The organism is Polaribacter sp. 20A6, assembly GCF_011378915.1.
Lineage (GTDB): Bacteria > Bacteroidota > Bacteroidia > Flavobacteriales > Flavobacteriaceae > Polaribacter > Polaribacter sejongensis.
Window position 1 is genome coordinate 637556 of the sequence record NZ_WTPZ01000001.1, and the last position, 20074, is coordinate 657629.

A 20074-nucleotide genomic window follows, 5' to 3' on the forward strand; every position below is an offset into this window, starting at 1 on the left:
GTTTTAATTACAAATTAGGCTTATTTTATCTTTTGTAAAAGTTTTATTCGATTGAATCTTCTGTAATAAAATGAAATTTATTGTCTATTAACATTTGTAAATACGCTTCAAAACTATCAGCAATTACTTCAAACTCATTCGGATCATGAAGAAACCTCACAACTTGACCTATTTTTCCTTTTTCAGAAGGACTATAATCTATGTAAAGTTGAGACGTTCCGCCGTTATTTGTACAATCTGAAAAATGAAGCCAGTTAAGATCTTTTGCATTTTTTAAGATTTTTTCATCGATGTCTACGATATCATATTCTCCATATAAATAATCTTGAAAATTATATGGTGCATCACCTTGATTTTTTAAAATTTGCTGAGACGATAATAAGTAATATTGACATTTAGATAAATCAGAACCCAATAAGGTAAAAGCAATATCTTCGTCACCATACGTTCTCCAATACGTACCATCTACATATTGCAATAAATCAATTAACGCCTTAGGAATAGTAGGACAATCGGCTTTCAATTCATCTAAATTTTCTTGAGAGGCACCGTGTTTTATATTTTCAAAATGATCCCAAATTTCTTTTCCTTTAGCATTGTAATAGGCATTTTTAAGTCCTGAAATATATGTGTCTGCTATGTTGTCCATTCAATGTGTTTTTAAGCTCTGTTTTTATTAATACTAAAGTCTATAAATTTTAAGGTTGCTTAACAACTTTATAAATTCAAAAAGGTTAAGTGATTAAAAAGGTAAACCTATTCTAAATTATCTTCTTCAATAAAATCCATCTCATTATCCATCAGCATTTGTAAATAGTCTTCAAAACTATTTGCAATCACTTTAAACTCATCAGGATCGTGAAGAAATCTTACAATTTTCCCATTTTTTCCTTTTTCTGAAGGACTAAAATCAATAAATAATTGTGACGTTCCGCCGTTATTCATACAATCTGAAAAATGAAGCCACTTAAGATTTTCTGCTTTATTGGTGATTTTTTCATCAATATAAACGCCTTCATACGCTCTTTCGATATAATCTGAATAATAGCTTGCTGCTGCATTTTTGTTTTCAATAATCTGTTCTGATGACAATAAGTAATACGGATATTCAGCCATATCAGAACCTAACATTAAAAAAGCAATATCTTCTTCGCCATAAGTTTTCCAGTAGGTGCCATCTACAAACTGTAGTAAGTGCAATAATGTTTCAGGAACTTCTGGAAATATGGGTTTTATCTGATCTAAATCTTTTGGAGATGCACCATGTTTTACGTTTTCAAAATGATCCCAAATTTCTTTTCCTTTAGCATTGTAATAGGCCTTTTTAAGACTTGATATGTAGGTGTCTGCTATTGTTTTCATCTCGAATTTTGTTTTAATTTTTTACTTATTTTCAATTATAAATTCTAGTACATCAGAGTTCATTATATGGTTATAAGTTCCGTTTTGTAGTTCTAAGGTATTGATATTAAAATCTAGATGTGTTATCCTATAAACTTTTAATATCTCTCCATTTTTACTCCATTCAGAAAGGCTTTTTTTTATGGTATTTTGATTATCCCAAACGTATATTTTACCTAAATGTTTTTCTATAACTCCAAATTTATTAAAGTCGGTTAATGCTCCTTTATCAGTATTTAGAGCACTAAAAATAATGTCACCATCTTTAATTTTTTCAATAAAAATTGAATTCATATTAGCGCTTTCTTGGTTATTGATAAAGAACCAAGAGAGCGCTAATATGGCTAAAAGACCAATAAAAATATATTTGATTTTTGCTTTCATAAAAAAATGATGATGATTAATTTTATTTTAAAATTGGTATAAGGTGAGACCAGTTTAGCGCTGTAGCAAAATCGAATGCTGTTTTTCCTGTTTTAGTTTTAGCATTTTTATCTGCACCTAACTCTAATAAAATTCCTACAGCTATTTTGTTTCCTGCAATGGTTTCTGTGTGTAATCTTGTCATACCATTTTCACCTACAGCAGCTACTACGTCTAAGTTTTCTGTAAAGAAATCTCTAGCAGGTTTTTCCATTACTTTACTCATTGGGTGCTCAATAAGGTTTTCTTCTTTTTCTTCTTGTTGATGAGCGATTAGAATATTATTATAATCCCCAAAGTTTAAACCCCAAGCATTATCATGGTTTTCTCTTGCTTTATCTGTCATATCAGAGCGTAGTGCCTGAATGGTATATCCGCCATAAGTTTTACGATCTATAGATAACATCCAATCTGATATTTCTGATACTTTTCTGGTTACGGTATCGCCTTCAGCAACATTTGTCAATTTATTTGGTGCATTTTGTAAAATACCTGTAATAAATTCTCCATCAAAATCAATTTCACTAATCCACATGTGTTCTACTAAAGGTTGTTCTTTCCCTTCAATTTTTTGTTGAAAAGGAATTTTTACTAATGCTAAATCGTGAGCAGGAACAACTCTTTTAGCTTCCCAATAAATTTCACGCCAAAAGTAATTAAAGGTAGACTGCGCTTTAAGATAAGCAGCTTTCATTTTTGCGTTTTGTTCGGTGTAGATTACATTATTTTCTTGACTCATAATTTCTTTATTTTAATTATTTATTTTTATTCAATACTAAAAATTTGATGATTTTGTAAATAGGAAACAACCTTTCAATTAGCAACTTTATTTTTGCCAGTTATATTCTTTAGGTTGTTTTAAAGCGTACGTCTTCATTTTAGAATGACTTATTTTATTAGTAATCTTAAAGTTCTTTTTATTAAGATATTGTGTCATTATTGGGTAATTATTTTTTTCATTAGCATTGGTAAGTCCCAGTTCTGTAAATTCAAAAATGTCAAATGTCCAATAATTATTATTTTCATAATTATCAAGTTTCATTGTAATCGTTTCAAAGATTCCATCCTTATTAAAATCTCTTTCTTCACGATTTCCATCCATCATATCATCATATGAAATTTTTGAAAACTTATTGTTTTTACCTTGTATCAGGTATATAACACGAACATTTAAAGCTGCTATTCCATTACCCATATACGGAATTAAAAGTTTTATGTCTTTTAAATTATCAGCATTAAAATCAGTTATTCTAATTGGTTCAAAAATATTTAACGTACTAAAAAACATATCCTCAGAAAGCTTCTGAATCTGAGTTTTACCTCTAAATATACTTATGGAAGAGGCTTGATCTTCATCTCCTGTATAAGATGTTAATTGAATGGTTAAAGCTTCTGTTTCAAAAAAATCATTAATAGTAATTGTATAATCTGTTTGTTGTTTTGTTTCTGTTAAATCGTATAATTTCCAATCGTTGAATTCCTCATAAACAGGTTTAGGCGATGCTTCAAAAGGATATTGGCTATACCCAGTTAAATAGATTAAATTGAATATAATTAGTAATGATTGTTTCATGTTACGGGTACTTCTGTATAAACAGATCAATTAAATATTTTGAATAAAAATGAATTGCTTTTATTTCTTTATACGAACAAAGATGAAGCTTTGTACGTGTTTTTATGTAACGGTTTTCAGTGATATTAAAATATAAAGAAAAGTGTTTTACTGTTTTTTCTTTCTTACAGAATTACCATTTCATAATAGATTCTTCTTTCCAAAAAATGAACCTGAATTCTTCATAATGATTTCCATTTCCAATGGTGTGGTTATCTCTAAGACCTTTATCTAATTGTAGTTTATGCAGCATTCCTGATGCAGAACCAATCCATAATGTGTTTTCATCGTCAGAAATAGTAATACTTGTAATGGTAGAACCTAAAAAGTATTTCCAAATGCAATTTCCTTTGGTATCAATGGCTTTAATATATCCAAAAGCATCACCCAAAATGTAATGTTTAGAAGTTGCTACACCACAATAAACTCTCATTCCGTCATCTATAACTGTATAATCTTCGCTTTCTTCGTAAGCTATTATATTGATGTTTTTTAAATCTGTAGCATCTACACCAATAGTTACTCCATTATAAAAATGACAAGAATTTGTAATTAATTGATGGTCATTTTTAGAGAAAAGACAAAAATCTGGATAAGAAGATTGCGGGCCAACTTCTCCAACTTCTACGCCATTATTATCTAAAACTCTATGGTCGCTGCATTGGTCGCCAACAACAATGTAATTATTATCATTAGAAATTGTTGCGTTTTCCATGTCCATATCAGATTCCCATTCTTCGTCTTCTAAATCTGGAACTGGGTGAATCATGTTTTCTGCATCTTTAGAAATAATATAAATTCCTTCGGATGTTGTTAGTAGAATTTTATGTCCGTCGTTAAAAGGAGTTAATTCTGTAACTCCTAAATCCTTCGTTTTTTCTAAATTAAAAGTTGCAATAATTTCTCCTTGCCAACCTTGTGTTGTTACTATTTTATGATTAGAAACAATTGCAAAAACGTTATTCTTTTTAGATTTTCCTATAGCACTAATAGCGTCATCAAGTTCTATAATTGCATCATTTTTAAGAAGATATGCTTGTCTTTTTTGATAGGCTGTACCTACTAAAAACACAACCTTCTGCTCATTTATAAAATGTAATTGTTCTATACTTTTCCCTTTATCTTGCAAAAGTTTGATGAAAGGAGTGTGCGCAGGCGGAAAATCATTTCTAAATTGAGCAACCGTATTATTTTTATTAGCTTCTTTTAAAAGCTGATAAACAGCATCTGCTAAATGATCCCTTTCGTCTTTAGGTTCTTCTCCTTTCCAATTTTCCCATCCGTTCGTTTCACCAAACTTCACCATTTCATTTACATCAGAAGCATATTTGCTTCCTAATAAATTCCATTCTTGTTTGATATTTTCTTTACTCTTGTCTGTGAATTTCATTTGTACTATTTTTTTCTTTTTTGGAGAGAACCTAAAGTTAAAAGAGGTTACTATTTAATTAAAAACAATTGCTGTTTTGTTATTGATACTAAATTTAGCTGCATCTAAAAGAGTAGCACAAACCAATGTTTCAATCCAAAAATCACCTTCGTTTTTAATTTTTTCATTCAATTCTGGTAAATTAGATATAATATCATTTTCATTTAAAGTGATACCTAAATGCTTTGTAAGACTTTTTAATTCTCTTAAAAGATCGTAAGAAGAACCAATCATTGCACCAGGAACAGGAGCCTCATCTGTATCATAAAGAACTTCTGGCAATTCTACAGGAATATAAAAACCTTCTGAATCTGAATGTGTTAAAAGGTGGCTAGATAAATAAGAATATTGATCTTCTAAAACTGCATCACCTTGTGGTTCTTCTTCCGGAGAAAAAGGTGTTGGTACCCAATTTTCATCAAATTCATTTTCCCAAACATGAGCTGCAAAACGTCTTAAATGATGTAAAAAACCATAAGAAAATCCGCCAGTAGATAAAGTCTTTCCTTCTAGGGTATCTGGTTCTGTGTAAGGTGCTACACCATTTTTAACTAATATGGTATTTATATTCTCAAAAATAACTTTATAAGCCTCGTAACCTTCTGGCTCATTTTCTTTAAAATCTGCTAATATTCCACTTGAAATCGTTAGTCCCATAACTTTTTTTGTTTTTTATATTGTTAGACAAAATTAGAGGGAATGTGCTTTTTGTTTATCACTGAAATTAATGATATTTAAAAATAGTAGATTTTAGTTTAGAGTTTTTAGTGTGCTAAAAGGCAAAAAAAAAGTACATCAATTAAGTGTACTTCTTTTTAATTCTTGGCAATCCAATTATAAAGACTCTGCTTCAATACCCATTTTTTCAAATTCGTCATAAACACAATCTTTAGCGTAACATAAAGTTGCTTTTTTAAGGTTAGGAAATTGTTTTGCATCAACAGCCGTTTCCATATCCCAATCATCTTCACCACCACCAGAAAAAGGGGAGAGGTTCATATAAATATCGTTTCCGCCATCTTGATAAATGTCTGTGATTTCTGTAGCCAAACGTTTCGGAATTGGTAAATCTTTAAAATATTGTACCACTTCTGCTATAGGTTCGTAACCTTCTTCATCAATATCTATTTTACGATTTTTATACCAATCTGCAAATTCATGAATGTCGAATTTAGGTTCTAGTAAGCCTTTCATATACATTAATTCTTCTATAATAGACAGTTTAAATCCAAAGTCTACAAAAGTAATTTCTTCTTCCTCTAAAGGTTTAATACTATATTTATCATCCGGAATACCTTGCCAACGCACATAAGGTTTGTATGTACTTATTTCAATTGTTTTTATAGTTTCTTCTTCATCAACATTAAACCAAGCACAAATATCATTTAGTGCCAAAGCACCAGAATCATCACCTTTAAAAAGTGCTACACGTTCTTCTTTATGTGTTTTATAATAATTGGTAATCTCTTGATCATTAAAGTAGCATTTTCCAGAGAATTTGTTTTTAGAAGAGAAATCGTACGTCTCTGGTTCTAATTCTAAAGAGAGTGATTCAATGAGTTCACCATTTTTAGAATAACCTAAAAGCCCTAATTCATCCCAAGTAAAAACAGTATTTCTTTTTCCTTTAGTTATTCTGTAATTATCATCTAAACATTTTTTTAAAGTGTTTATAGAAATAGGAAACTCTATAGAAACTGAGTTAATTTTTAAATCAGTTGAAGTTAAATGTATGGTTGTCATCAGTAGTTTTTTTAATCATCAAAGGTAATTACTCGATTAAAAAAATTACTGCCTGATTTCAGTGATTTTATATATCTATTAAAAACAGATATTTTCAATAAAATAAATAAATCACCCTTTTCAGGGATAAAAAAATGAAGAGTTACCTATAATTTTGGTGAAAATATATTTGATGGAAGATAAAATTAAAAGTGCAGCTTTTTTAGATTCATTAAAGCGCAACAACGAAAAAATAAGAGACGATCGTGCAAGTGCCATTGCAGAAGATGCGCAATTAATGTACAAACGTGAAACGGAAGATTTAGCCTTGTCATTAAAACGCTTAAAACGCGAACAAGAAAACATGTTAGACATGAGTCCGACAGATGCAAATAGTTTGGTTTTAGCATCCGATTTTGATGCAAAAGATTATGTAGCCAAAGACTTAGAAATGTCTGTAAAGATTAGAAATTTAGAAATTAAATTAGAATTAGCTAAAAAGCGATACACGCATTTATTTGGCGGAATCATAAACGAATTATAATTATGGGAGGAGGAAGATTTAGTAACGACGCTTATAAAAAATTAAGAAAAACAAAAGACTACAGCAACAAGTCTAGAGAAGAAATATTTACGTCTAGAAATATAGATGCAGAAATGGATCCTACAAAAGCACTTGTTAGAGAATCTAGAGATTCTGAAGAGCATCCAGAAACGGTTTCTATTATTGTAGCATTAGATGTTACCGGGAGCATGGGCTTTGTGCCAGAACATATTGTAAAAGAAGCTTTACCTGATCTTATTGGTTCTTTAATGGAAGCAGGAATTGAAGATCCGCAAGTATTATTTTTAGGAATTGGAGATTTTATTTATGATACAGCTCCTTTACAAGTTGGTCAGTTTGAATCTTCTGCAGAATTGTTAGACCGTTGGTTAACGCGTGTGTATTTAGAAGGTGGCGGTGGCGGAAACAATCAAGAAGGATACAATTTGGCTCATTTGTTTGCAGCACGTCATACTTCGATTGATTGTTGGGAAAAAAGGAAGCAAAAAGGTTTTTTATTTACTATTGGTGATGAACCTGTTTTTCCTACAATTCCGGCAGAAATTATTAAAAGATACACCTGCGCAGAAGAAGCAGAAACTGTTACTACAGAAAACATTATTAAAGAAGCTCAAGAAAAGTATAATGTATTTCATATGCATTTAGAGCATAATGAATGGTCTAAAAGAGAACACCGAAAAGGAAATTGGAAAGCGCTTTTAGGAGATAATTTTATAGAAATTGCTGATTTTAAAACCGTAGCAAAACGTATTGCACAAGAGGTGATTCAAAATCATAAACCATTTAGTGCAACCACAAACACCAATACTTCTTCTGATGATATAGAAGTCGAAAATATGTTATAAATGACAAAATGTAGTATTGTTATAGATTTAGGTTTTGGTGATGCTGGAAAAGGTTTAACGACCGATTTTCTGGCATCAAAAAATCCTAAAGAAAGTTTAGTGGTTCGGTTTTCTGGAGGACATCAAATTGGGCATACCGTAAGTACAGATGCACTTACGCATACGTTTAGTAATTTTGGTTCAGGAACATTATTAGGTGTTCCTACGTATTATTCAGAGCATACTACACTTTTTCCACCGGCTATTTTAGACGAAGGAAATTTCTTGAAAAAATATCAACCAAAACTGTATTTTCATCCGCTTGCGATGATTACCACTTTTTATGATATTGCTTTTAATAGAGCCATAGAAAAGCAACAAAATCATGGTTCTTGTGGTTTGGGTTTCGGTACAACCATTGCTAGAAATAAAGAAGAAGTTTATTTATATGCCAACGATTTGCAGTTTAATTGGGTTTTAAAACAACGCTTAATTAGTATCAAAAATTACTACGAAACGAAGTTAGAAAGTCAGCCAAAAAGCGTTCAGGAATATTACAAAAACGAACTAAAGGATTATAACGAAGCGTATTTTATAGAAAGTTGTTTTTCTATTCAGAAATTTTATAATTTAAAATCTCTTTCAGAATTAAAAACAACATTCGAACATTTTATTTTTGAAGGCAGCCAAGGAATTTTATTAGATACACAACACGGTTTTCATCCGCATACAACGTGGAGTTATACCACTTCTAAAAATGCAATTCAGCTTATAAAAACGCATTTAGAAGAAGATGCAGAAATAGCTATTTTTTACGTTACACGTTGTTATCAAACAAGACACGGAAACGGACCAATGTCTAAAACAGCGTCTGTAACACTGCAGAATAATGAAAATGAAGCAAATGTTACAAACGAATTTCAGGGTGAATTTAGAACGCAAGATTTAGATGCTGAATTATTAAATTACGCCTTAAGTTGTGATGCAGTTCATCATCAAAATTTAAAAATTGAGAAAAATTTAATGATTACTTGTATCGATCAATTGCCTAGTTTTTCTTACGAGAATTTACTTCAAAAGTTAGATGTAAAATTTAATACTGTTCATGGAAGTTACGGTCCAAAACGAGCATGTATTAGCCAATTTTTATCAAAATAATTTCTTTGTATTGATATCTAAAAGTATTCCGTAGTTTTTAAAATCATTAGTTTCAGTGATAAAAAAATCATAGCTCTAAAGTATCTTAGCGGTATCAAAAAAATAAGAGAAAATGAACAATAGTATCCAATATTCTGAAGACTTTAAATTGTTGAAATGGAACGATTTTAACTTTGAACCTATAGAAATAAACACACTTTCTATTCTTGAAGATCCAAAACATTACAAGAATTCTTTTACGTTTAGAGATGCAATTATATATGCTATTGAAACTCGCTCCAGTAAAAAAATATTCAAACTCTCACTTATTACACCAGATTATAAATCTAGTAAAAAATTCTACGGTATTGGATTTTTAGAAGACAGAACTGTTGCTACTTTTGAAATAGAAAATATGCCAATATTTGAAGAATGGTTTATAAATATTCAGCGTTTTAGAAGTGATGACGTAACTAAAAAATTTGTTCCATCTATTTACAATTTTAGTACGAGTTTGTATAGCTCTCAACCTGTTTCTAATATAAAGAATATCACTTTTCAAGAAAATACAGGTGCTTTTATTGATCAATTTATTCCTGATCAATTTATAGCAGAAAAATTAGCAAAAGAAAAAGTAGATTTTTTAACTCCATTTATTCAGTTAGAAGCTAAAATTAATTTAGAAGAAGTAAAACAATCTTTTAATGCTTTAATTGCAGAAAAAGGTTTAACAATACATCCACCAAAGAACAATGATGCCATTTATGCTCAATTTGAAAAAGAAGCTGGTTTCCCTTTTCCTGCAATAATAAAGGAATACTTAACGTTGCATAATGGGATTGATAGATGTGCCATAATGGGTGCAGAAGATATTTATAAGAAATGGAAAGATTGGAAAAAATGTTATGATGATTGGACGCAAGAAGACTTGTTAGATACCTATTCTACAAACCAAGGAAAAGCGTTATTAATGTACACGACACCTTATTGGATTCCGTTTTTCGATTTAGAAAATGGAAATTTTTTAGCTTTCGATTTCGCGCCAAATACAAAAGGAAAAGCCGGACAAATTATTCGTTTTGGAGCCGATCAAGAAATTGCATATATAGAAGCTGAAGACCTAAATACTTTTCTAAAAAGTTTAATGGGTAACGAAGGAGAAATTGAAGAGAATGAATGGTTTTTCGTCGAATAAAATCTTCCCAAAAGAATAAAATTGATTACAATATAATTTGAATAACACCCAGCAAATGTCTGCGATTTTTAAAGAGAAAATAGTTCCGAAATTAGAGATGTCATCTTTAGATGCTTCTGAAGTAAAAGCAATACTTCAAGTTTTAGAATTAATGAACATTACTGATACTGATGTTTATCAAAATACAAAAAACAATTATAATACAGAGGGTGTAAAAGCTGATTTTACAGAAAAAGTAGCACAACTTATTTATTTTCATCCTGCTATTTTTGCAAATGAAAAAGAAGGATTATCGCTTATTGCATCTTGGATTCCATTGTTAGAAAAAGGATTTTATCCGGATGAAAAAAGCACTAATAAGCTCCTAGAATTTTTATATTTCAATCTCAGTTATTTACAAACCGATGCTGTTTCTGAAGATTTGAAAACGCAATTTTTTAAGGTTTTAAAAATGTTGGTACAAAGTGAATCTAAGGCTTCTCTTTGTGTGGCTCGCTTTTTAGTTTACAGAATTTTTGATATTAGAGATGTGCTGAGTTCAGATTTTTTAATTCAGTATTGCATTCGATATCAAATTTTAAACGAAACATATTCGGTTGTCAATGCTGATAAAACCATAGCTACTTTTCCGTTTAAGATAGACAATGCTTTTGTAGAACATTTTTTTGATAATAATTGGTATAAATTTATTTCAGAATTTCATAGAATATTACCTGTAGGACGTGTGTATGTTAAAGGTGTATACGATTTAATTTTGCCTTGGTTTAGTACAGAATTAGCTGCTTTTTATTACAATGATTTACAACTGATTAACGAAGCACATAAAGCGATAAAAGAACGCATTATTTACTTAGAAGTAAATAGTTTAGAATTGTTAAATCTAAAAACTACCGAAGGTTTTCATCCGTTAATTGCCGCATTAGGACCTAGAATGTTATGGGATTCAGGCGATGTTTTATTATTTAATAATCGTGATAAAAATATTCCGCAAGAACAATTAGATGTTTGCTATTTACGTTTTGTAGATTGGTTAAACGCCGATGGCGGAAGTAATTTTTATACAGAAGCTTTTAAAGATTACGGTAAGTTAATTCTTACAGAAAATAGGGTAGAAGCACTTCCGTTACAATTCATTCCGTTTTGGTTTGATAGATGTCACCCTAAAACAGGTGTTAAAAATCAGACAGAAACCTTTAATACCATATTTTCAGATTTATTGATTAAAGACAGAAAAGGGCAATTTCCTGTAATGCGTTATGATCACAAAGATTTTCAAATGACAGGTTCATTTTTAATTCAAAACGTTTATCAGAATAAAGACAACTTAAAAGGTTTTCTTCAAGACTTTATAAAAGAAGGCATTAAAATTCCATTAAATCAGTTTTTAATTCTCACTTTTTATGATGCTCGCGAAGAGTTATTAACTTTATACAACGCAGAACAACAAGAAGTTTTACAATTATACTTGTTAGAGATCGCTTATTCAACAAGAGATGTTAGTGATGAAATCAGTAAAGAAAACTTACCTTTTATTGTAGAAACATTAGCTAATTTATGTGTAGAGCCAGGTAATTTTACGCGTGTAAACGAAATTTGGGCACTAAAAAACATTGATGCTTGTGTTACCGATCTTTGTAATAATTTTGCAAAAGGACATTATGTTAATGAAGAGCGTCCTTTAAACTTAAATATTATTCAAGCTTGGTTTAATTATTTAGGCGATTTTTATTATAGTTCTAGACAAGAGGCCGTTTGGATTTCAGATGTTTTAGACACGCAAGGTATTCGTACAGCAAACTATTTTAATGCAAGAGAAGACGATGTGAGTTACTTTTTAGATAGAGCTATAAATAGAATTATTACTTTTCATAGAAAATGCAAACTCAAAGAAAAAGACAACGGCATGTTAGGTTATATTTCGATGCAAATTGATACGTATTTAACTGATTTTCTAAAGACATTAAATAAAGAAAAATTAAATACAAACACGGTAAAATATCTTACTGATTACAGTAGAAGTGTTATAGCGTGTTTTACGTATCAAGAAGAATTATTAGCCGCTATTGATGGTTTTTATCATTTTCATTTTAAAGGAGAACCTCAATCAGAAATTGAAAGTATTGCAGCAGAGTTGCAAACTATTAATGTTGAAATGGAAGTTAAAGAAATTAATCAAAAATATGTAGATGCTGTACTTTATAATCTAGAAAATTATAAGGAAAATGGAAATTGTGACACTAAACTTTTAGAGCCTTTAGATGAAAAAATAGAAGAATTTAAAGTTTGGTTAGCTGATGATAAAACAGGCATTGAAGCTAAGTTTATTCAGGCTCTTTATATGACTTTACTCGATACAAATTTAGCACCAAAAACAGAACAAGAAACGTACGGAATACTTTGTAGAAGTTTATTTGTGCATTTGGTAAAAGGAACTAAAATGGCACCATCATACGGAATGGGATTAAAATCGATGGCAAAATCTGAAGCCTATTCAGAAGATTTAACAAAGGCTTTATTAGAAGTAGTTGACCATTTAAAAGCTTAGATAATGACACAAGAAATAACACCAAAAATACAAGACCAATTAAATTTATCGGCCTTGATATTGATAAAAAATTATAAGAGTGCCGACTTAACAAGTTGGTCTGGTTTCGATTTAGAAAACCAAATGCATGTGAAGCAAGCAAAACGACTTTTAAGTTTATATGGCATAAAATCTGGTTTGCATTTACGCAATAGTTTGCAACGTTATGAAAACAGAGAAATGGTTTCTAATGCATTCGAAAAACTTGCAATAGAATTCCGAATGAGTACCACAAGAGATTTTGATGCAAAATACAATGCCGAAGAAAACCCAAAAACGAAAGGCATTTATAAAATGGTTTGGAAATATCGGTTTAGTCTAAAAAAGCAAAAATTAATTGGGTACGAAATGGCGTATTATATTTTTCAAATGCGCTTAGGGCATGTGTTAGGTTTTATTGATACAAGAGAAATGATTTTACGTTTAGAAGAAGCGAACGACACTATAAAATCTACTTTTTCTAGTTGGGGAGAATTTCATAGAAATGTATGTTTAGGAGACGAATATGTTTTAGGAGCAACAGAACAAGATGTTAGTAAATTTCCTGGTATGGAAACACTTTGGGAATGCTACCAACGCTTATATATAGAACATGCCGATTGGTTTAAAACATGGAAAAAATGAGTTTAACAAGACAAGAAGTTATCACACAAATAGAGCGTGCAGAAGAACTTTATAAAGCTAATCTTTATGCTCCTTTGCAGCCTATTATGGCCAATATTCAAGAAAATATTGAAATATTAGGAGAAAGTTATCCTGCAGATACTGCGAGATATTATCGCATGTATATGCTTTATATTGGTGTTTTTGAAGAACTAAATATGCCTGTTTTAGAGTCTTATTTACAAGCTTTAATCAATATAAATGAAGTTTTACCTTCAGATTATGAATATGTCTGTAGTTACTATAAATACTGTGAAGAATGGGTGTATGAAAAGGCATTAATGACATATCCGTACAACGAAACCTTACACATACATTATGCTCTAAAGTTACAAGAAGAACAGCGATTTGAAGAGGCAATTAGTACGCTAAAATATATTTTAGAATGTTATCCTGCGTTAACAGAAGCTCGGTTTTTACTTTGGGAGGTGAAAACTGCTCGTATAGAACAATTACGTATTTCTAATGAAGCAGCAGATGCTTATGAATTATTAAACTTAGCATCAGATACACATCGTAAAGAAATTTTAACTCCCTTACAATTTGATGATAATTTAGACCAAGCAGATCAAAATTTAGCGCGTATTCAATTGACTTTATGGAGCAATAAGTCTATCGATAATAAAAAACAATGGATTTCAGAATGGCGACATTTAGAATTGACAGATACCACACGTTTTTTATTAGCGGATTATGCCAAATCTTTTATGATGTACGATATGGTTTCTCAAATTTTAGCTGCACCAAAAGAGCCTGTATTTCCAGAAGAAAACTATACCAATTTTAGCGAGTATGAGAATTATATGATAGCATTGGCTAATTCGGGTTGGCAATTAGCACAGCATCAATATATGTTAATAGGAAATTCATCATACTATTATTCAAAAAATAAAAAAACAATAGAGATTTGTGTAGAACGAGGTTTGGCTTTAAATCCTAAAAACCCATTATTACTAGTCTTAAAAGCGAAGTCTTTTTTCTTTGTAAAAGATTACAATGCTACTGGAGCAGCTTATCACGAGGCCTTTAAAAACGGACTAAGAATGAGTGAATATTTGTTTTATTTACTAGAAGTGAATAGTAGAATAGAAAGTTGGCAAGGTATTTTAGATGTTGTTGTACAATTTCATCGAAGAAAAACACCAACGCTTAAAACGTTATTTTTTCAGTCACGAGCGCTCATTAAATTAGGTAGATTTGATGAAGCGCATGAAGTTATAAATGAATCACTTTCAGATTTTCCGTTACCATCACATTCTTATGCACCTTGGTTGTATAATTTACGTATGATTATTCATGCAAGAAACCAGAATTACAAAGCTTTTTTTGAGGATATGAAAGAAGAAATTAGCTTTTATAAAATTGGTGACGGTAATTATTGTAGCACCATGAATATGTGTGTGGAAGCGCTTCTAGAAAAAGGAGATTATGCAGAATGCCATAAATATGCAATCTATAATTTTGAACAAGGAAAATTAGCACCCTATTTAGAACCTATTTTTCAATGGATTTGCTATGAAACTTTTTTAGAAAAGCCAGAAGGTTTAGGAGAGGTATCTACAGATGATTTAATAGCCAACCCAACTACATTTTCAGATTACAGAAATAATGGATTTATACATTGGATGTTAAGAAATAATGCTGCAGGATCAGCATCTTTAAAAAAGGCAGCAGATTTATCAACGAATAAAGGTGCTTATTTAAAATTATCATTTGAATGTTTGTTAGCAGGTTTTGATAATCCGGCTGCTATTGCACTTTACGAAACTATTAAAAAAGAAGCTCCGGAAGCTAGAGATTGGAAACTAGATTTTCAATATGCCAATTTATTAGAAGAAGAAAATAGATATAAGGAAGCTTTTGTTGCATATCAACATTTAGGACAAAGTTATCCGGAAGAATCATTTTTTAATTTACCTAAAGATGAATATAATGTGATGTTAAGAGTGTTTAAAAAATTTACAAAAGGATTGAATGATGTAGAAGGTTTTACAAAGTACAACGCCATGTATTTAAGTAAAGATAATCCGTCTGAAGATGCTTTATTAGAACATTTAGAGGTTGCAACAACAAATTATAAAGAAGATGTATTTTTACAACATAATTTACTAGAAAGCATCTCTAAATTAAATATTGAATTTGAAAATAATGAATTAGAAATGTTAAAAGAAATGAAATCTAGAATAAGAAACAATTATTTCGCTTAAAGGTATTAAGTTTACTTTTTTTTAGAAATGAAGCAATTTACAAGATATATAGTTTTAGTCCTTTTTTTAGGGATTTATAATGTGACTTTGTCGCAAGCAATAGACAGTACAGCTCGTATAGATTCGCTTGCATCGGAATACCAAAATAATATAAATTCTAATCCGCAGACAGCAAAAAAAGCGGCTACAGAATGGCTTAAAGAAAGTAGAAAATTAAAAATTGATATTCAAGAAGTTAGTGCGCTTTATGCTTTAGGAAACTTAAGTAACATTACAGGAGATTACAAAAACACCATTAAATATTCAAGTGAAGCAATCTCTTTACTTCATAAATTTAAGATAGAAAAAGGTTTGGCAGCTTGCTATAATATTATGGCATCTGCTTATAAGCATTTAGGAGAATATCCGAAGGCTATTGATTACTTTATGCAGTGTTTAAGTTATTCAGAAAAAACAAATGATAAAATACAAGAAGCAAATGCGTATCAAAATATTGCGACACTTTATTTGCTTCAAAAAGAATATAAAAAATCTGCAGAAAATTTAGATCGTGCAGCCAATCTTTACAGAGAATTAGGGGATGATGACGGTGTTTTAACCACCTTATTTAATTTTGCTAATATTTTAAAAGAAGAAGGGAAGTTTGACCAAGCACGTACACATTATAAAACAATTTTAGATTATAGAGAACGAGAAGGAAATAAAGCGGTTATTGCTTATGTAAACATTAATCTTTCTCAAATGTTGGTAGAGGAGGAGCGTTGTGGAGAAGCTGCAGTTGCTTTAAAGAAAACATTAGGGCTTTTAAAAGAGTTAAAATTTCATTCTGATATTGCTATTGTTTTAAACGATTTGGGCTTATGTGAAGCTAAATTAGGACATAAAAAAGAAGCGATTAATTACTTTAAAGAAGCATTGGCTATTGGAGATGAACAATCTCTATCTGTTTATAAATCTGATATTTACAAGAATTTAGCACAACTTTATCAAGAAGAAAAAAACTTTGAAAAAGCTTTAGAATTTTATCAAAAAGGAGTTGCTACTGTTGCAGATCAGAAGACATTAGATAAAGAGAAATATGTAGCTAAAATTCAGGAAGGATACGAAACACAGTTAAAAGAAGCTAGAATTCTGCTTTTAGAAAAGGAACAAAAATTAAGCGAAGTTGAGTTACAAAAAGTAGAACTTACGGTTAAAAGACAGCGTATTGTTAGAAATGCTTTTATAGTTGGTTTTATATTGGTCTTAATTATTTTAATTATACTTAGATTATCTTACGTTAAACGTTTACGCATTCAAAAAGAATTGAATTTACAGCAAGAAGAAAATGCAAAACAAAAAATTACAGATATGATGAAGGATCATAAATTATCTGTAATAGAACGTTATCAAGAAGGACAAGATGAAGAAAGATCTCGATTAGCACGCGAAATTCATGATGGAATAGGAAGTGATTTGGCGGGTATTAAAATTGCTTTTGAACATTATACAGAAAATCATAAAGACGAATTAAAATCTAAAAGAATTGCAAATGCTATAAATAATGCTTGTGTAGATGTACGTAGTCTTTCTCATCAATTACATCCGCTTTCTTTTTCTAAAATAGGATTTATTAGTTTTTTAACTGATTTTATTGATCAAATAACAAAGAAATCGAAACTAGATATTCAGACTTATTTTTTCCCAGAAGAAGACATCGATAAATTACCTGCAGAACTTTTAGCAGATGCATATAGAATTGTACAAGAATTAATAAATAACATCTTAAAACATGCAGAAGCAACAAAGGCAGATGTACAATTAACCAAGCATGAAGACCATTTAAATATTGTAATTACAGATAATGGTAAAGGATTTATAAAGAATAAAAAACAAGGAATTGGGCTACGTAATATTAAAGAACGTTTACAAAAAATAAAAGGTACTTTAGATATAGATAGCGGTTCTAGTCATGGAACTTCAATTACAATAGACATTCCAACAACATAAAAATTGTGAAAAAAGCAAACATCATTATTGCAGACGATCACCTTATGTTTTTAGAAGGCATAAATACCATATTAAGTGATATGGAAGAAATTGGTGAAATACATTTAGCAACAGAAGGTAAACAAGTAATTCGATTATTAAATCAGTTTGAAGTTGGTTTAATTATTAGTGATATCAGCATGCCCAAAATGGACGGAATTGAGTTACTAACCGAAATAAAGAAAAAGCATAGTAAGGTAAAAATTATTATGTTAAGTATGTTAGATAACCACAGAACGGTACACAAAGTAATACAAAAAGGTGCCGATGGTTTTGTACCAAAATTTACAAGCAAAGATGAATTACAGAAAGCAGTACGTACTGTTTTAGGAGACGAACAATATTTTTCTAAGTTGATAAAAGAGCGTTATATGGAAAGCGTTTTTAAGCGTAAGAAATATAAAAACATAGAACTTTCTCCTAGAGAAAAAGAAGTGTTAGCACTTTTAGGAGAAGAATTAACTTCTAAAGAAATTTCTGAAAAACTATTTATTTCTGTCAATACGGTGGAAACGCACCGAAAAAATATTCTTTTAAAAACAGGTTCTAAAACAACAACAGGAGCTGTAAAATATGCCATAGAATCTGGTTTATTTGATTAATAAAAAAAGAGGCTTTAAACATATTAAAGCCTCTTTTTTTATCTAAAATTTGAAATGAAATTATTATTTAGTTCTAATTCCTTCTTTTTCTATCGTTTCTATAATTTGTCTTAATTCTTTTACATAAGACATTTTATCATTTTCTTCTGTTAACAATTCTCCACGATATATAAATTTAGAATCTAAATCAAAATAGACCACATAAAGTCCTGTTTGTGGGTTTTTCCATTTACCTTTTCCTTCATTTGTAATTCTCTTATCTTCTAGATATTGTAACCAAGCACCTTTAGATAAAGAAGATTTATCCATATAAATTTTGCTATGCTCAGTAATTTTATAATAAGGATACGGAGTTTCTAATTTCGCTTGAATGTTTTTATGAACCATTGTTTTTAAAACATTAAAATCACTGTTAGATTCTGATAATATATACGGTTTTCTCTGCCATTTACCATCTTCTATTTCTAATGGGATTATTATAAATCCTTCGGGATATGTAAGTGTTTTAATAACTAAACTAAATTGAAAGCTGGTATTTAATTCTTTAAAATTTTCATTTAAGCTAACCACAAAACGTGTAGTTACATCTTCTAATTCATTTGGTTTTAGATTTCTCTTAAAATTTAATTCAATAGTTTCTGTAGAAAAAATTATTTCAGGAATTTCATTTTTAAAATCGGCTATCACCGCTTGTCTTGTTTCGTATTGTTTTACTGCATCTTGGTATAAATCATCAAAAGTCATTAAATCTGATATTGGATACATAGGCAAAGTATCATTTTCTAAAATCTCTTTTACATTAATGTGTGTGTAAAATTCAATTTCCGGAATGTCTTTATCAAATATTAAGACACCAAACATATTAGGGTCCATTGTGGCTGCGTTAAAAAAACGTTTTAAATCACTAAAAACAAGTCTACCATTATATTCTCTTTGTAAATAGGTTTCTAAATTTAAAGATGCTTTCTTTTTAGATATTCCAATATAATTAGAACAACCTGCTACGATTAATACTAAAATTATTAAGCAGATTATTGACATAATTGTAATTTTCATATGTTGTTATTTTTATTAAATAAATGTAGACGAATTTATTGATGCAGTACTCACGGAATTCAGTGAGTTTTAAGTTTCACTTAATGGTGGTGCTAATTTAAGAATCTCTTCTAATACCTTTGATACATTACTGAAACTAAAAACACCCATTATGAAATTAGAAAAAGAAAAAGCTGCAAAAGTAATAGAAGATCAGTATTTAGAAGGTTATCAAAAAGAGATTAATGAGATTGTTGGTAAAGAAATTCCGATTAACATCAACTGGAATACTTTTGAAATAGACTTCATTAAATTTGTACCAAGTATTTGTTTACAACGCCTTACAGATGGTTTAAAATCAGTTTGTAAAGACAAAAAATCAAAAGAGGTTGTAGCAGAAAATATAAACTCAATTGAAGTCTATTGCATACCTAATGAAGGAGCAGAAGCTAAAAAAGAATTAAAATTAGATACAAGTGTGTTTTCATTAACAGCTTGTTGGGGAGGTCACCAAAGTGGTTATTTTACAGACTTAGAAATTTGTGAATATTTAGAAAGCAATTTGCAGTAATCTTAAATTGTTTTAAATGTGATTTATAAGTTGAATAAAAAAAGCCTTTAAGACGTTTATCTTAAAGGCTTTTTTA

The 20074-nt window shown here is 30.0% G+C and carries 19 protein-coding genes; 10 read left to right on the forward strand and 9 right to left on the reverse strand.

Going from position 1 to position 20074, the window contains the following annotated elements:
• Positions 1-43: 43 nt before the first annotated feature.
• The 8 genes from GQS57_RS02500 to GQS57_RS02535 all read right to left on the reverse strand — a co-directional run bounded on the left by GQS57_RS02500 (position 44) and on the right by GQS57_RS02535 (position 6608).
• Positions 44-649, reverse strand: a complete 606-nt coding sequence (locus GQS57_RS02500) for an SMI1/KNR4 family protein (protein WP_165730876.1) — start codon at positions 647-649, stop codon at positions 44-46.
• Between the two features lie 107 nt (positions 650-756).
• Positions 757-1362 (reverse strand): SMI1/KNR4 family protein, encoded by a 606-nt coding sequence (locus GQS57_RS02505; protein WP_165730878.1) that lies wholly within the window; start codon positions 1360-1362, stop codon positions 757-759.
• A 21-nt stretch (positions 1363-1383) separates the two neighbouring features.
• Positions 1384-1785, reverse strand: a complete 402-nt coding sequence (locus GQS57_RS02510) for a hypothetical protein (protein ID WP_165730879.1) — start codon at positions 1783-1785, stop codon at positions 1384-1386.
• A 22-nt stretch (positions 1786-1807) separates the two neighbouring features.
• Positions 1808-2563, reverse strand: a complete 756-nt coding sequence (locus tag GQS57_RS02515; RefSeq protein ID WP_165730881.1) for a DUF2314 domain-containing protein — start codon at positions 2561-2563, stop codon at positions 1808-1810.
• Positions 2564-2650: 87 nt separating this feature from the next.
• The gene (locus GQS57_RS02520; protein ID WP_165730883.1) at positions 2651-3397 is read right to left on the reverse strand and encodes a hypothetical protein; all 747 of its coding nucleotides are present in this window, start codon (positions 3395-3397) and stop codon (positions 2651-2653) included.
• 172 nt (positions 3398-3569) lie between these two features.
• Complete coding sequence (locus GQS57_RS02525; RefSeq protein WP_165730885.1) at positions 3570-4826, reverse strand: hypothetical protein; 1257 nt, start codon at positions 4824-4826, stop codon at positions 3570-3572.
• Positions 4827-4880: 54 nt separating this feature from the next.
• Positions 4881-5522, reverse strand: a complete 642-nt coding sequence (locus GQS57_RS02530; RefSeq protein WP_165730887.1) for a hypothetical protein — start codon at positions 5520-5522, stop codon at positions 4881-4883.
• A 177-nt stretch (positions 5523-5699) separates the two neighbouring features.
• Positions 5700-6608 (reverse strand): hypothetical protein, encoded by a 909-nt coding sequence (locus GQS57_RS02535; protein WP_165730889.1) that lies wholly within the window; start codon positions 6606-6608, stop codon positions 5700-5702.
• A 172-nt stretch (positions 6609-6780) separates the two neighbouring features.
• Here GQS57_RS02535 and GQS57_RS02540 point away from each other — a divergent pair, with 172 nt between their 5' ends.
• The 9 genes from GQS57_RS02540 (at position 6781) to GQS57_RS19185 (ending at position 18392) form a co-directional block, all read left to right on the forward strand.
• Complete coding sequence (locus tag GQS57_RS02540) at positions 6781-7131, forward strand: hypothetical protein (protein WP_165730891.1); 351 nt, start codon at positions 6781-6783, stop codon at positions 7129-7131.
• A gap of 2 nt (positions 7132-7133) precedes the next feature.
• A complete protein-coding gene (locus tag GQS57_RS02545; RefSeq protein WP_165730893.1) occupies positions 7134-7997 on the forward strand; it encodes a hypothetical protein in 864 nt (287 codons plus the stop codon).
• Positions 7998-9134 (forward strand): adenylosuccinate synthetase, encoded by a 1137-nt coding sequence (locus GQS57_RS02550; protein ID WP_165730894.1) that lies wholly within the window; start codon positions 7998-8000, stop codon positions 9132-9134.
• 112 nt (positions 9135-9246) lie between these two features.
• Positions 9247-10308, forward strand: coding sequence for an SMI1/KNR4 family protein (locus tag GQS57_RS02555; protein WP_165730896.1), 1062 nt, complete (start codon positions 9247-9249; stop codon positions 10306-10308).
• 55 nt (positions 10309-10363) lie between these two features.
• The gene (locus tag GQS57_RS02560) at positions 10364-12853 is read left to right on the forward strand and encodes a hypothetical protein (protein WP_165730898.1); all 2490 of its coding nucleotides are present in this window, start codon (positions 10364-10366) and stop codon (positions 12851-12853) included.
• A 3-nt stretch (positions 12854-12856) separates the two neighbouring features.
• Positions 12857-13516, forward strand: a complete 660-nt coding sequence (locus GQS57_RS02565; RefSeq protein WP_165730900.1) for a DUF1266 domain-containing protein — start codon at positions 12857-12859, stop codon at positions 13514-13516.
• Entirely contained in the window at positions 13513-15762 is a 2250-nt protein-coding gene (locus GQS57_RS02570; RefSeq protein WP_165730902.1) for a lipopolysaccharide assembly protein LapB, read from the forward strand. The genes GQS57_RS02565 and GQS57_RS02570 overlap by 4 nt, the downstream gene beginning before the upstream one ends.
• A gap of 27 nt (positions 15763-15789) precedes the next feature.
• Positions 15790-17751, forward strand: coding sequence for a tetratricopeptide repeat protein (locus tag GQS57_RS02575; RefSeq protein ID WP_205860181.1), 1962 nt, complete (start codon positions 15790-15792; stop codon positions 17749-17751).
• Positions 17752-17756: 5 nt separating this feature from the next.
• Positions 17757-18392 (forward strand): response regulator transcription factor, encoded by a 636-nt coding sequence (locus GQS57_RS19185; protein WP_165730904.1) that lies wholly within the window; start codon positions 17757-17759, stop codon positions 18390-18392.
• Between the two features lie 63 nt (positions 18393-18455).
• Here the strand turns inward: GQS57_RS19185 and GQS57_RS02585 are convergent, their stop codons facing one another.
• Positions 18456-19448 carry a hypothetical protein gene (locus tag GQS57_RS02585; protein WP_165730906.1) on the reverse strand — a complete coding sequence of 331 codons (993 nt, stop codon included), beginning with the start codon at positions 19446-19448 and terminating at the stop codon, positions 18456-18458.
• A gap of 151 nt (positions 19449-19599) precedes the next feature.
• Here GQS57_RS02585 and GQS57_RS02590 point away from each other — a divergent pair, with 151 nt between their 5' ends.
• On the forward strand, positions 19600-19998 hold the full coding sequence (locus GQS57_RS02590; protein WP_165730908.1) for a hypothetical protein: 399 nt from the start codon (positions 19600-19602) through the stop codon (positions 19996-19998).
• The last annotated feature ends 76 nt before the right edge of the window (positions 19999-20074 follow it).

Coding starts and splice junctions, on each gene's coding strand:
- GQS57_RS02500 (WP_165730876.1), bottom strand. CDS start 649: ATGGACAACATAGCAGACACATATATTTCAGGACTTAAAAATGCCTAT.
- GQS57_RS02505 (WP_165730878.1), bottom strand. CDS start 1,362: ATGAAAACAATAGCAGACACCTACATATCAAGTCTTAAAAAGGCCTAT.
- GQS57_RS02510 (WP_165730879.1), bottom strand. CDS start 1,785: ATGAAAGCAAAAATCAAATATATTTTTATTGGTCTTTTAGCCATATTA.
- GQS57_RS02515 (WP_165730881.1), bottom strand. CDS start 2,563: ATGAGTCAAGAAAATAATGTAATCTACACCGAACAAAACGCAAAAATG.
- GQS57_RS02520 (WP_165730883.1), bottom strand. CDS start 3,397: ATGAAACAATCATTACTAATTATATTCAATTTAATCTATTTAACTGGG.
- GQS57_RS02525 (WP_165730885.1), bottom strand. CDS start 4,826: ATGAAATTCACAGACAAGAGTAAAGAAAATATCAAACAAGAATGGAAT.
- GQS57_RS02530 (WP_165730887.1), bottom strand. CDS start 5,522: ATGGGACTAACGATTTCAAGTGGAATATTAGCAGATTTTAAAGAAAAT.
- GQS57_RS02535 (WP_165730889.1), bottom strand. CDS start 6,608: ATGACAACCATACATTTAACTTCAACTGATTTAAAAATTAACTCAGTT.
- GQS57_RS02540 (WP_165730891.1), top strand. CDS start 6,781: ATGGAAGATAAAATTAAAAGTGCAGCTTTTTTAGATTCATTAAAGCGC.
- GQS57_RS02545 (WP_165730893.1), top strand. CDS start 7,134: ATGGGAGGAGGAAGATTTAGTAACGACGCTTATAAAAAATTAAGAAAA.
- GQS57_RS02550 (WP_165730894.1), top strand. CDS start 7,998: ATGACAAAATGTAGTATTGTTATAGATTTAGGTTTTGGTGATGCTGGA.
- GQS57_RS02555 (WP_165730896.1), top strand. CDS start 9,247: ATGAACAATAGTATCCAATATTCTGAAGACTTTAAATTGTTGAAATGG.
- GQS57_RS02560 (WP_165730898.1), top strand. CDS start 10,364: ATGTCTGCGATTTTTAAAGAGAAAATAGTTCCGAAATTAGAGATGTCA.
- GQS57_RS02565 (WP_165730900.1), top strand. CDS start 12,857: ATGACACAAGAAATAACACCAAAAATACAAGACCAATTAAATTTATCG.
- GQS57_RS02570 (WP_165730902.1), top strand. CDS start 13,513: ATGAGTTTAACAAGACAAGAAGTTATCACACAAATAGAGCGTGCAGAA.
- GQS57_RS02575 (WP_205860181.1), top strand. CDS start 15,790: ATGAAGCAATTTACAAGATATATAGTTTTAGTCCTTTTTTTAGGGATT.
- GQS57_RS02585 (WP_165730906.1), bottom strand. CDS start 19,448: ATGAAAATTACAATTATGTCAATAATCTGCTTAATAATTTTAGTATTA.
- GQS57_RS02590 (WP_165730908.1), top strand. CDS start 19,600: ATGAAATTAGAAAAAGAAAAAGCTGCAAAAGTAATAGAAGATCAGTAT.